The sequence below is a fragment of the Streptomyces sp. Ag109_O5-1 genome (genome assembly GCF_003814875.1).
Classification (GTDB): Bacteria; Actinomycetota; Actinomycetes; order Streptomycetales; family Streptomycetaceae; genus Streptomyces; species Streptomyces sasae.
The window spans coordinates 5,467,848-5,480,428 of sequence record NZ_RKQF01000001.1; the positions used below are offsets into that span (position 1 = coordinate 5,467,848).

12 protein-coding genes are annotated in these 12,581 nt (G+C 71.9%); 7 read left to right on the forward strand and 5 right to left on the reverse strand.

All coding sequences use genetic code 11. The features are described 5' to 3' along the window. Positions 1 to 2 precede the first annotated feature (2 nt). The 3 genes from EDD90_RS24535 to EDD90_RS24545 all read right to left on the reverse strand — a co-directional run bounded on the left by EDD90_RS24535 (position 3) and on the right by EDD90_RS24545 (position 2,563). Positions 3 to 620 (reverse strand): TetR/AcrR family transcriptional regulator, encoded by a 618-nt coding sequence (locus tag EDD90_RS24535; protein ID WP_123975210.1) that lies wholly within the window; start codon positions 618 to 620, stop codon positions 3 to 5. Further along, the gene (locus EDD90_RS24540) at positions 617 to 1,447 is read right to left on the reverse strand and encodes a sugar phosphate isomerase/epimerase (protein WP_123975211.1); all 831 of its coding nucleotides are present in this window, start codon (positions 1,445 to 1,447) and stop codon (positions 617 to 619) included. Before EDD90_RS24540 ends, EDD90_RS24535 begins: the two co-directional genes overlap by 4 nt. A 183-nt stretch (positions 1,448 to 1,630) precedes the next feature. Next, complete coding sequence (locus tag EDD90_RS24545) at positions 1,631 to 2,563, reverse strand: Ppx/GppA phosphatase family protein (protein WP_123975212.1); 933 nt, start codon at positions 2,561 to 2,563, stop codon at positions 1,631 to 1,633. Positions 2,564 to 2,757: 194 nt separating this feature from the next. Here EDD90_RS24545 and EDD90_RS24550 point away from each other — a divergent pair, with 194 nt between their 5' ends. Next, on the forward strand, positions 2,758 to 3,528 hold the full coding sequence (locus EDD90_RS24550; protein ID WP_394365655.1) for a hypothetical protein: 771 nt from the start codon (positions 2,758 to 2,760) through the stop codon (positions 3,526 to 3,528). Positions 3,529 to 3,803: 275 nt separating this feature from the next. On the opposite strand, the gene EDD90_RS24555 is transcribed toward EDD90_RS24550, so the two are convergent. Continuing rightward, complete coding sequence (locus EDD90_RS24555; protein ID WP_148098573.1) at positions 3,804 to 5,510, reverse strand: sigma-70 family RNA polymerase sigma factor; 1,707 nt, start codon at positions 5,508 to 5,510, stop codon at positions 3,804 to 3,806. Between the two features lie 210 nt (positions 5,511 to 5,720). Between EDD90_RS24555 and radA the strand changes: the two genes are divergently transcribed. Both radA and disA read left to right on the forward strand, forming a co-directional pair. Beyond that, entirely contained in the window at positions 5,721 to 7,130 is a 1,410-nt protein-coding gene (radA, locus tag EDD90_RS24560) for a DNA repair protein RadA (RefSeq protein ID WP_123975215.1), read from the forward strand. Between the two features lie 80 nt (positions 7,131 to 7,210). Further along, positions 7,211 to 8,335, forward strand: coding sequence for a DNA integrity scanning diadenylate cyclase DisA (gene disA, locus EDD90_RS24565; RefSeq protein ID WP_123975216.1), 1,125 nt, complete (start codon positions 7,211 to 7,213; stop codon positions 8,333 to 8,335). Positions 8,336 to 8,451: 116 nt separating this feature from the next. Here the strand turns inward: disA and EDD90_RS24570 are convergent, their stop codons facing one another. Then, positions 8,452 to 9,279, reverse strand: a complete 828-nt coding sequence (locus EDD90_RS24570; protein WP_185149202.1) for a hypothetical protein — start codon at positions 9,277 to 9,279, stop codon at positions 8,452 to 8,454. Positions 9,280 to 9,493: 214 nt separating this feature from the next. Between EDD90_RS24570 and EDD90_RS24575 the strand changes: the two genes are divergently transcribed. From EDD90_RS24575 to cseB, 4 genes are all read left to right on the forward strand, one after another. Further along, positions 9,494 to 10,369 (forward strand): A/G-specific adenine glycosylase, encoded by an 876-nt coding sequence (locus EDD90_RS24575; protein WP_123975217.1) that lies wholly within the window; start codon positions 9,494 to 9,496, stop codon positions 10,367 to 10,369. Between the two features lie 270 nt (positions 10,370 to 10,639). Beyond that, on the forward strand, positions 10,640 to 11,179 hold the full coding sequence (locus EDD90_RS24580; RefSeq protein WP_123975218.1) for a SigE family RNA polymerase sigma factor: 540 nt from the start codon (positions 10,640 to 10,642) through the stop codon (positions 11,177 to 11,179). Next, positions 11,167 to 11,841, forward strand: coding sequence for a hypothetical protein (locus EDD90_RS24585; RefSeq protein WP_123975219.1), 675 nt, complete (start codon positions 11,167 to 11,169; stop codon positions 11,839 to 11,841). Before EDD90_RS24580 ends, EDD90_RS24585 begins: the two co-directional genes overlap by 13 nt. 29 nt (positions 11,842 to 11,870) lie before the next feature. Continuing rightward, positions 11,871 to 12,581, forward strand: coding sequence for a two-component system response regulator CseB (gene cseB / locus EDD90_RS24590; RefSeq protein ID WP_123975220.1), 711 nt, complete (start codon positions 11,871 to 11,873; stop codon positions 12,579 to 12,581).

Genomic DNA, 12,581 nt, shown 5'->3' on the forward strand with positions numbered 1-12,581 from the left:
GGTCACGGCCCGGTGAGATGCCCCTGCACCACCGGAGCGACCCGCCGCACGATCTGCTCCAGATCCGCCGACGCCAACGGCTCCACCTTGATCACATAGCGGAGCATCGCGCAGCCCACCAGCTGCGCGGCCGCCAGCTCGGCGCGCAGCTCCGCGTCCGGGAGGTCCAGCTGTTCGGCGATACGGCGCAGCAGCTGGGAGGCGATCAGCCGGCGGAAGACGGCGGCGGCCGTGTCGTTGTTGACGGCGGAGCGGACGATCGCCAGCAACGGCTTGCGGGTGGTGGTGTTCTCCCAGATGCCGAGGACGAAACGGGTCAGGCGCTCGCCCACGCCGTCCAGCGGGCCGTCGGCGATCGCGATGGGCGCGTTGAGCGCCGGCGCGAAGGCGACCGAGATGGCGGTCTCGAAGATCTGTTCCTTGGTGCCGAAGTAGTGGTGGACCAGGGCCGAGTCCACGCCGGCGGCCTTGGCGATCCCCCGCACGGACGTCTTCTCGTACCCGCGTTCGGAGAACTCCTCGCGGGCGGCGTCGAGGATACGGTCCCGGGTGTCGGCCGCCTCGGTACGCGGGGGGCGGCCGCGGCGCCGGGTGCCGGCGCTGTGGTCGGCGTCCGTCATCGGCGGGGCACCCGTACGGCCGAGGCCAGGTGGAGGCGGGTGAAGGCGAGGGCCTCCGCGAGGTCGGCCTCGCGCTCCGCGCCGGACATCGCGCGCCGGGTGTTGACCTCGATGACGACATGCCCGTCGAAACCGGTGAGCGCGAGCCGCTCCAGGAGCTCGGCGCAGGGCTGGGTGCCGCGGCCGGGCACCAGGTGCTCGTCCTTGGCGGAGCCGCGGCCGTCGGCGAGGTGGACGTGGCCGAGCCGGTCGCCCATCCGGTCGACCATGGCGAGGGCGTCGGTACGGGACGTCGCGGCGTGGCTGAGGTCGATCGTGAAGTGCCGGTAGTCGTCCTTGGTGACGTCCCAGTCGGGGGCGTACGCGAGCATCTCGCGGTCGCGGTAGCGCCAGGGGTACATGTTCTCCACCGCGAACCGCACGTCCGTCTCGTTCGCCATGCGCCAGATCCCCTCGACGAAGTCGCGGGCGTACTGGCGCTGCCAGCGGAACGGGGGGTGCACCACGACAGTGCTCGCGCCCAGCTTCTCGGCGGCGGCCCGGGCCCGCTGGAGCTTGACCCAGGGGTCGGTGGACCAGACCCGCTGGGTGATCAGCAGACAGGGGGCGTGGACGGCGAGGATCGGGACACGGTGGTAGTCGCTCAGTCTGCGCAGGGCCTCGATGTCCTGGCTGACCGGGTCGGTCCACACCATGACCTCGACCCCGTCGTAGCCGAGGCGCGCGGCGATCTCGAAGGCCGTCGCCGTCGACTCCGGGTACACGGAGGCCGTGGAGAGCGCGACCTTCGCATCCGGGATGCGGACGACGTCCCTTGGTTCTGCCACGAGGGACAGGTTACGGGGTGGGACCGGGTGGGCAGGGGGCGCCTACTCGCCGTTGTGACCAGGGTCGCGTCGGGAGGAGGTGCTCGGACCGAACCCATGCGGCTCGGACCGGCCCCCCGTGCCTCAGGCCCAACCCGCGTGCCTTAGACCCAACCCCTGCGCCTCAGGCCGAGCCCTCGTGCCTCAGGCCGAGCCCATGTGATCGAGTCGCCTCAGGATCACGCCCTCCCGCAGGGCCCACGGGCAGACCTCCAGGTTCTCCACCTCGAAGAGGTCCATCGCGGCCTCCGCCACCAGCGCACCCGCCACCAGCTGGCCCGCCCGGCCGTCCGACACGCCCGGGAGCGCGGAGCGCTGGGCCGTGGACATCGCCGCCAGCCTCGGGACCCAGGTCGTCAGGGAGCCCCGCTTGAGCTCCCGCTGGACGTAGAGGCCGTCGGCGGAGCGGGCCGCGCCGGCGATCCGGGCCAGCTGCTTGAACGTCTTCGACGTGGCCACCACGTGGTCGGGGGCGCCGAAGCGGCTGAACTCGCCGACCGTACGGGCGATCTCGGCGCGTACATGGCGGCGCAGCGCCCGTATGTCGTCGGAGGCCGGCGGGTCGCCGGGCAGCCAGCCCGCGGTGAGCCGGCCCGCGCCGAGCGGCAGCGAGACGGCCGCGTCCGGCTCCTCGTCGATGCCGTACGCGACCTCCAGGGAACCGCCGCCGATGTCCAGGACCAGCAGCTTTCCGGCGGACCAGCCGAACCAACGGCGTACCGCGAGGAAGGTCAGCCGGGCCTCCTCGGCGCCCGAGAGGACCTGGAGCTCGACACCGGTCTCGGCCTGCACGCGCGCGAGGACGTCGTCGGCGTTGCTGGCCTCCCGCACGGCGGAGGTGGCGAACGGCAGCAGGTTCTCGACGCCCTTGTCCTCGGCGGCCTGCAAGGCGTCCTGGACGACAGCGACCAGTTTCTCGACCCCGCCGGGGCCGATCGCGCCGTTGCCGTCGAGCAGTTCGGCAAGGCGCAATTCCGCCTTGTGCGAGTGCGCCGGCAGCGGGCGCGCGCCGGGGTGTGCATCCACCACCAGCAGATGCACCGTGTTAGATCCCACGTCGAGGACACCGAGTCTCATGTACGGAACGCTACTGCCACCTGGGACATAACCGGTGCTCGGAGACGTCCCCGATGCTGCCTCGGGCGTCATACCCTGGACGGGTGCCAAAGACGAAAAAGACGAAGGACCACAAGGGCGCCAAATCTGCCGACGGTTCTTCGCCGGTGAAGCCACCGAAGACGCCGGCGACATCGCCGTCGACGTCCCCCGTGATGTCGAAGAAGGCCCTGGCAGCGGACGAGAAGGGCCTCGACTTCGCGCGGGCATGGGTGGAATTCCCTGATCCGGCGGACGACGAGCAGGTTTTCCGCTGCGATCTGACCTGGCTCACCTCCCGCTGGAACTGCATCTTCGGCAGCGGCTGCCAGGGCATCCAGGCGGGCCGCGCGGACGACGGCTGCTGCTCGCTCGGCGCGCACTTCTCCGACGAGGACGACGAGAAGCGGGTCGCCGAGCATGTGGCGAGGCTCACGCCGGAGATCTGGCAGCACCATGCCGAGGGCACCGAGCACGGCTGGATCTCGGAGGACGACGAGGGCTCCCGCCAGACCCGCCCCTTCAACGGCTCCTGCATCTTCCAGAACCGTCCCGGTTTCGCGGGCGGCGCGGGCTGCTCGCTGCACATCCTGGCGCTGAAGGAGGGCCGCGAGCCGCTGGAGACCAAGCCGGACGTCTGCTGGCAGCTCCCGATCCGCCGGACGTACGACTGGATCGACCGCCCCGACGACACGCGCGTCCTCCAGGTCTCGATCGGCGAGTACGACCGCAGGGGCTGGGGTCCGGGCGGCCACGACCTGCACTGGTGGTGCACGTCGGCGACGTCGGCACACGGCGCGGGCGACCCGGTGTACGTCTCGTACCGCCCGGAACTGACCGAACTGATGGGCAAAGCGGGCTACGACCGCCTGGCGCAGCTCTGCGAGGAGCGCCTCGCATCACAGCTCCCCCTACTGGCCCCCCACCCGGCGGACCCTCGGGACTGACGCCCCCTGCAGCGCCCCTTCAGGGACGCAGGACCGACAGATCCTCTGAACCGACGCCTCGTACAGCGCCCCGAAAGGGGCGCTGGGGGTACCCCCGGCCGAAGGCTGGGGGAGGAACTGCGCGACCGGCCACGGCGGCGCCGCACCCGCCGACTCACCGCGACCCGCCACGGCGGGCACCGCCCAGCCCGGCACCGCCGAACTCCACCGCCGTGGCTGAGCACCGTCGCAGCGGGAAGAGGAGACCGGCGAGAAAGGTAAGCAACACACGGATCTCACGGGCCTGCCGGCGCGACCGCGCTCTCGGTCGCCGTCGGTGAAGCCGGCCCCGTCGGGCCGGCGGTGTCCGAGTCGGTGGGTGTGGGGGTCGGTGTCGGGCCGTTCGATGTCGGCGGGTCGGTGACCGGCGGTGTCGGCCCTGCGGATGTCGACTCGGTGGCCGTCGGCCCGGGCGCCCCCGTGGGCGGGGGTTTCGGTCCCCGGCGTGTCGGCGGAGCCGCCCCGTACCCGTCGATCGACACCACCGCCCCCGCCGGCGCCACCGCCACCCGCGCCCCCCAGCGCCCGGCCGGCTCCCGCAGCTGATCGACGTACACCTTGATCGTGAACGACTCGCCCGGCTGGAGCGTTCCCGCGGACCGGGAGAAGTACAGCCAGTCCGCCGGCGTGGTCACCGACCACCGCACCGCCGAGTCCCCGGACGCCGCGAGCGTGATCAGCGTCGTGTCGCCCTCGTTGGCGGCGGTGACCGCGAGGTGCCCCGCACCGGCCGTCCTGGCGGTGCCCCCGACCACACTGATCACCTCCACCGACACATCGGCCCTGCCGTCCTTCCCGACGCGCGGGCCCGGTCTGGAGCCGGCGCTGCCTGCGTTGCCGGCGTTCTGGTAGCCCCGGGCGTCGCCGTCGTCGAGTGCGTCGGGGCCGGCGGCCTCCTGCGCGGTCGCGGACGGGCCCTCGTGGGCATCCGCCGGCGAGCCCCGGTACGCGGCCCACAGGGCGAGCACCGGCGCCGCCACCACCGTGGCGACGACGGTCGTCGTGACGGCACGCGCGCGTAGCCGGTCGCGCCGGGCCGCGCGGTCCTTGGGGTCCATCGGGAAACCACGCCGGTCGAAGCGCGGCACGGCGGCGCCACGCGCGCGTGGCTGGTGCGCCAGCACCATGTGCAGGGCCGCGCGGGGCGCCTCCAGGACGGGCAGCTCGGCGGGTGTGGTCATCGCGCCGGGCCACCGCCCGGGGGCCACGCGTTCGGCGGTACGGCGGCAACGCGGGCAGTCGTCGACGTGCCGGACCAGCTCGCGGCGCAGGGCGCTGCTGAGCACCAGCTGGCTGTCCCCGGTGAGGTGGGACACGCTCGGGCAGCCGCCGGTCTCGACGACGGCGAGGGCCGCGCGGGTGCGCTCGACCTCGCAGGCGGCGGAGGAGAGCAGTTCACGGGCGGCGGCCAGGTCCATGCCGAGGACGGCGGCGACCTCGTGGGCGGCGAGGTGGTGGCGTACGGCGAGTTCGAGCGCCTCGCGCTGCTCGGGGGTGGTGCCGGCGGCCTCGGGCCAGGCGAGCAGGGCGAGTTCACCGCGCCGCTGCTCCTCGATCTCGGTGGCGACCAGCGGGTCCGGGTCGATGCGGCGGCCCGCCGCGTGGGTGGCCTGACGTTTCTGCTTGGCCTGGACCAAGCCGCGCAGACAGGCCCAGCGGGCCAGCGCGTACAGCCAGGCCCGGCGGTCGTCGGCCGCCTCCGGGGCGCGCTGACCACGCCGCTCGGCGAGTGCGAGGACGTCCCCGAGGGCGGCGGTGGCCGCGTCGTGGTCGCACAGCACCGACAGGCAGTAGGTGAACAGACCGTCCAGGTACGGCTCGTAGCGCGCCGGCGACCGCTGCGCCAGCGTGCGCGCCGCGTTGCGATCGCGCGCCGCGCGCGCCTCCCGGTGCGCCCGGTGTGCGCCGGTCATGCGGGTCGAGGTCTCCGGAGTGCTGCTCATCACCCGTGCGACCGTAGGCGGCGGCGTATCGCCCCTTCTTGCGGCTTGAGCACTTTTAATCCGTACGGGTGAAACGATCCCTCATAAGGGGACAGGAACCCGTTGTTCCGCGGCTCGTCCCTCGTATCCCGTGGCCGAGACCGGTCCGCCCACACCCGTCACGGGGGCCACCGTGGTCCCGTTGTCGGTGGCGGGGACTACGGTTTCCGCATGGCCACCCGTACCAAGACCGCCAAGGACCGACCGTCGTACCGCTGCACCGAGTGCGGCTGGCAGACGGCCAAGTGGCTCGGCCGCTGCGCCGAGTGCCAGGCCTGGGGGACGATCGAGGAGTACGGCACGCCCGCGGTCCGTACGACGGCACCCGGCCGTGTCACCACGTCCGCGGTGCCCATCGGGCAGGTCGACGGCAGCCAGGCCACCGCACGGACGACCGGCGTGCCCGAGTTGGACCGGGTCCTCGGCGGCGGCCTTGTCCCCGGCGCGGTCGTGCTGCTCGCGGGCGAGCCCGGCGTCGGCAAGTCCACCCTCCTGCTCGACGTGGCGGCCAAGTCGGCGAGCGACGAGCACCGCACCCTCTATGTCACCGGCGAGGAGTCCGCGAGCCAGGTCCGGCTGCGCGCCGACCGCATCGGCGCCCTCGACGACCACCTCTATCTCGCCGCCGAGACCGACCTGTCCGCCGTCCTCGGCCACCTGGACGCGGTGAAGCCGTCGCTGCTCATCCTCGACTCGGTGCAGACCGTCGCCTCCCCCGAGATCGACGGTGCGCCGGGCGGTATGGCCCAGGTCAGGGAGGTGGCCGGGGCGCTCATCCGGGCCTCCAAGGAGCGGGGCATGTCGACGCTCCTCGTGGGCCATGTCACCAAGGACGGCGCGATCGCCGGCCCACGGCTCCTCGAGCACCTCGTGGATGTCGTCCTCCACTTCGAGGGCGACCGGCATGCCCGCCTCCGTCTGGTCCGGGGCGTGAAGAACCGCTACGGCGCCACCGACGAGGTGGGCTGCTTCGAACTGCACGACGAGGGCATCACCGGTCTCGCCGACCCGAGCGGACTCTTCCTGACGCGGCGCGCCGAACCGGTCCCGGGTACCTGCCTGACCGTGACCCTGGAGGGCCGCCGCCCGCTGGTCGCCGAGGTCCAGGCGCTGACCGTGGACTCCCAGATCCCCTCCCCCCGCCGGACCACCTCGGGCCTGGAGACCTCCCGGGTGTCGATGATGCTGGCGGTGCTGGAGCAGCGGGGGCGCATCAGCGCGCTCGGCAAGCGGGACATCTACTCCGCGACGGTCGGCGGGGTGAAGCTCTCCGAGCCCGCCGCCGACCTGGCCATCGCCCTCGCCCTGGCCTCCGCCGCCAGCGACACCCCCCTCCCGAAGAACCTGGTCGCGATCGGCGAGGTCGGCCTCGCGGGCGAGGTCAGACGGGTCACCGGCGTCCAGCGCAGGCTCTCGGAGGCGCACCGTCTCGGCTTCACGCACGCGCTCGTACCGGGCGATCCGGGCAAGATCCCGCCGGGCATGAAGGTCCTGGAAGTCGCGGACATGGGGGACGCGCTGCGGGTGCTGCCGCGCTCCCGTCGCCGAGAGGCCCCACGGGAGGCTGAGGAGCGCCGGTAGACTTTGCCCTGGTCTCGCCCGTCCGTACGAACCGAGTGCGGGTGCGGGAGCGCCTCAGAACCTGCGACCGGAGGAATGCAGTGGCAGCCAACGACCGGGCATCGGCTCCCGGAAAGTCCGGTGGGAGTGCCGGTTCGGATGGCCTGATGCGCGCCTCGCTGAGCGCCGTGGCTCCGGGTACGTCCATGCGGGACGGCCTGGAGCGGGTCCTCCGCGGCAACACGGGCGGACTCATCGTCCTCGGCTTCGACAAGTCGGTCGAGACGATGTGCACCGGCGGTTTCGTGCTCGATGTCGAGTTCACGGCAACCCGGCTGCGCGAGCTGTGCAAGCTCGACGGCGGCATCGTGATCTCGTCCGATCTGTCGAAGATCCTCCGGGCGGGTGTCCAGTTCGTACCGGACGCAACGATCCCGACAGAGGAGACGGGCACCCGGCACCGGACTGCGGACCGTATCTCCAAGCAGGTCGGGTACCCGGTGGTCTCGGTCTCCCAGTCGATGCGGCTGATCGCGCTGTACGTCGGCGGTCAGCGCCGTGTCCTGGAGGACTCCGCGGCGATCCTGTCCCGCGCGAACCAGGCGCTCGCGACCCTGGAGCGTTACAAGCTCCGGCTGGACGAGGTCGCGGGAACGTTGTCGGCGCTGGAGATCGAGGACCTGGTGACGGTCCGCGATGTGTCGGCCGTCGCCCAGCGACTGGAGATGGTGCGCCGGATCGCCACGGAGATCGCCGAGTACGTCGTCGAGCTCGGCACCGACGGGCGGCTGCTCGCGCTCCAGCTCGACGAGTTGATCGCCGGTGTCGAGCCCGAGCGGGAACTGGTCGTACGGGACTATGTGCCGGAGCCCACGGCGAAGCGTTCCCGCACGGTCGACGAGGCGCTCGCCGAGCTGGACGCGCTGAGCCATGCGGAGCTGCTCGAACTGCCGACGGTGGCACGGGCTCTCGGGTACACGGGTTCGCCGGAGGCGCTGGACTCGGCGGTGTCGCCGCGCGGGTTCCGGCTGCTGGCGAAGGTTCCGCGGCTGCCGGGGGCCATCATCGACCGGCTGGTGGAGCATTTCGGCGGCCTGCAGAAGCTGCTCGCCGCGAGCGTGGACGATCTGCAGACCGTGGACGGGGTCGGCGAGGCTCGGGCGCGGAGTGTGCGCGAGGGGCTGTCGCGGCTGGCCGAGTCTTCGATTCTTGAGCGGTATGTCTGATTGCGCCTGATGGCTCGGCGAGTTGCGTCGTGAGGCGGGTGCGGCCCGGTGGGGGCTGATCGCGCCCACGCGGCGGAGCCGCATATCGACAAGGCCCCGCGCCCCTACGGGGCGCTTCAGTCCGCCGACAGCACGAACGACGCCTGTGCCTTCGTGAAGCCCGGGGCCTGTGCCTGCAGCAGGTACGTGCCCGCTGTGGCCGAACCCACCGGGGGCGTCGCGCAGTTCGCCGCGCTGGGCTTGCGGTCCCACTTGAGCGTGTACGTGATGCTGCTCCCGGCCGGCACCCGGTACCACTGGCTCCCCGCCGTCTTCGGGCAGTCCGCCGACGACCAGTAGCTGTCGTCCGCGTTGGCCGCCGTGATCGTCAACACCGCGCTCTTCGGCCCGAGGTCGACCTTGCAGTCGCTGGACGACGTGTTCTTCGCGGTGAGTTCGAAGGTCGGCGTCTGCTCCGGCGAGTAGGAATTGTGCAGGCTCTTCAGGCTCAACGCCACGGCTCCGGCCGTGCAGTTGGGGAGGGAGGACGTGCCAGGCAGCGAGGCGACCGTACCGCCGGAGCCGGAGACGACGTTTCCCGCTCCCGACGAGGAACCGCCGGAACCGGACGACGAGTCGCCGTTCGATCCGTCCGAACTCCCGTCGTCGGAACCGGAAGTGGACCCCGAACCGGAAGTGGATCCCGAACCGCCCCCGCTGGACTCGTCCCGCCCGCCGGGCGCCTGGCTGATCGCCGGCCCGCTGCCGGACGGCCCCGGGGTGATCGTGGACACGGGACCCTTGCCGTCCGCCCCGCCGGCGGTCTTCTTGCCGCCCCCGCCACTCGACGTCACGATCCAGGTGATCAGCAGCGCCAGCACGGCGGCCACGGACACCATGACGACCCTCCGCCGCCAGTAGATGGAGGAGGGAAGCGGCCCGACCGGATTGCGCAGAGATCCCACGGCGCAAACTGTACGAGAGATCCGTGCACTTCCTCGCCTCACCCGCCGCCCAAACCTCAACTTTTCCGGATCATCATTCCGGCAACTCCCTTCGGCGCGGCCCCTCTTCGCGCGCCAGGCCCGGAAGACGGGCCGTCCGCCGGCGTCAACCCCGGCCCCGCCGCGAACCACGTCCACCCCAGCGGTCGCGGGACGTGGCAGGATCGGAAGGGCCATGATTGAGAAGCTCCACGCCCCCGTGATCGCCTGGTTCGACGCCCATGCCCGTGACCTCCCCTGGCGCCGCCCGGAGGCGGGCCCATGGGGGGTGATGGTCAGCGAGTTCATGCTGCAGCAGACACCGGTGAGCCGGGTGCTGCCCGTCTACGAGCAGTGGCTGGCCCGCTGGCCGCGCCCCGCCGACCTGGCTGCGGAGGCGCCCGGCGAGGCGGTCCGCGCCTGGGGCCGGCTCGGCTACCCGCGCCGCGCCCTGCGGCTGCACGGCGCCGCGGTCGCCATAACGGAACGGCACGGCGGGGACGTACCGACGGATCACGCACAACTGCTCGCGCTGCCGGGCATCGGCGAGTACACGGCCGCGGCCGTCGCCTCCTTCGCCTACGGGCAGCGGCACGCCGTGCTCGACACCAATGTGCGGCGGGTGTTCGCGCGGGCCGTGACCGGTGTGCAGTACCCGCCGAACGCCACCACCGCCGCCGAACGCAAGCTCGCCCGCGAACTGCTCCCCGAGGACGAGAAGACCGCCGCCCGCTGGGCCGCCGCCTCCATGGAGCTGGGCGCGCTGGTGTGCACGGCGAAGAACGAGACATGCGTGCGGTGCCCGATCGCCGGGGAGTGCGCCTGGCGGCTGGCCGGCAAGCCGGAGCACGAGGGGCCGCCCCGGCGCGGGCAGACGTACGCCGGTACGGACCGGCAGGTGCGGGGCAAGCTGCTCGCCGTGCTGCGCGAGGCGCACGCCCCCGTGCCGCAGGCGGCGCTCGACCGGGTGTGGCACGAGCCGGTGCAACGCGCACGCGCACTGGACGGGCTGGTCTCGGACGGGCTGGTGGAGCCGCTCGCCGGCGGTCTGTACCGGCTTCCGCTGGGCTGACACACAGCCACATCACAGCGGACGAGGCCGTGTTACGACCCTGACCACACGACAAATGCATCCATAATCAGACATAAGGCCGCGATCGCTTACCCCGAACTCATCTCCGTTACACAACCGACGGACAGCCGATTGCTACCCGCAGGCTGCTCCGCACAGCCCCGTGACAACGAGTCCGTAGCTTCGTTTCTGTGCCCGCCACGACCGGGCGGGACAGCAGGAACTCAGGGCCGAGGGCCGGGGAAAACGGGGATCGGGAGGCGGTTGATCATGGCGCAGGGCGAGGTGCTCGAATTCGAGGAGTACGTCCGCACCCGGCAGGACGCGCTGCTGCGCAGCGCCCGCCGACTGGTCCCGGACCCGACGGACGCCCAGGACCTGCTCCAGACCGCGCTGGTACGGACCTACGGCCGCTGGGACGGCATCGCCGACAAGAAGCTCGCCGACGCCTACCTCCGCCGGGTCATGATCAACACGCGGACCGAGTGGTGGCGGGCCCGCAAACTGGAGGAGGTCCCCACCGAGCAGCTGCCCGACGCCTGCGTGGAGGACTCCACCGAGCAGCACGCGGACCGCGCGCTCCTTATGGACATCATGAAGGTTCTGGCTCCGAAGCAGCGCAGTGTCGTGGTGCTGCGACACTGGGAGCAGATGTCCACGGAGGAGACGGCCGCCGCCCTCGGCATGTCGGCCGGAACGGTCAAGAGCACGCTGCACCGGGCGCTCGCCCGGCTCCGCGAGGAGCTGGAGGCACGCGACCTCGACGCACGCGCGCTGGAGCGTGAGGAGCGGGAGCGTTGCGCGGCCTGACCGACGCCGGCCCCAGCCGGGGCCCGGCGAGTGCACAGGCGGTGATCACGGCGGCGGCCGTGCTCGCCGCCCTCGCCCTTTTCGCCGTCGCCTGCGGCACTGGCGGCACCGGTGCCCGTGACGAGGGCCCGGCACACGCCGACTCGGTCGGGAACGCCCCGGCCGCCAAGGTTCCCGCACCCAATCCCTCGCAGTCGTACGACAAGATCAACGCGGTCGCCCTGGTGAAGGCCGACCCGGCGGTCTCGGCCACGGTGAAGCGGGACCTGAAGCCGTGCTCGGGGAACGCGTACCCGGTCGACGTGACATACGGCAATCTGACCGGTGGCACGGTGGACGACGTGGTCGTCAACGTGCTGACCTGTGGGGACGCGGGCGGTCCGGGTTTCGGAGTCGGGGCGTATGTGTACCGCAACGAGAGCGGCGCGTACTTGAATGTCTTCAAGGCGGAGGAGTCCCCGGTCTACGCGGAGATCGACAAGGGCGACCTGAGCGTGACCAAGCAGGTGTACGAGAAGGGCGACCCGGTGTCGAGCCCTTCTGGCGAGAACGTGATCACGTACAGCTGGGCCGCGGGACACTTCGTCCAGCAGGACTTCCACCACACCGACTACGGCAACGCGGCCGGCGGCGACACCCAGGACCCCTCCGGCACCAGCTGACCCCCCACCGACAACACGAGAGAGCCGGGATGGCAGACCAGACCCACGTCCTGTTCGTCGAGGACGACGATGTCATCCGCGAGGCCACCCAGCTCGCCCTGGAGCGGGACGGCTTCGCGGTCACCGCCATGCCCGACGGGCTGTCCGGACTGGAGGCCTTCCGCGCCGACCGGCCCGACATCGCCCTGCTGGACGTGATGGTCCCGGGTCTGGACGGGGTGAGCCTGTGCCGACGCATCCGCGACGAGTCCACCGTGCCCGTGATCATGCTGTCGGCGCGCGCCGACTCGATCGACGTGGTGCTGGGCCTGGAGGCGGGCGCCGACGACTACGTCACCAAGCCGTTCGACGGCGCCGTGCTGGTCGCCCGGATCCGGGCGGTGCTGCGGCGCTTCGGGCACGCGAGCGGCGGCGCCCACGCCGAGGACCCCGCCCCGTCGGTGAACGGCGGCCCGCTGATCTTCGGCGACGGCGAGCTGGAGATCGACACGGAGGGCATGGAGGTGCGCCGGGCCGGGCAGCCGGTCGCGCTGACGCCCACCGAGATGCGGCTGCTCCTGGAGTTCTCCTCGGCACCGGGGACCGTACTCTCCCGCGACAAGCTGCTCGAACGCGTCTGGGACTATGGCTGGGGCGGGGACACCCGGGTCGTCGACGTCCATGTGCAGCGGCTGCGCACCAAGATCGGCCAGGACCGGATCGAGACGGTCCGCGGTTTCGGCTACAAGTTGAAGGCCTGA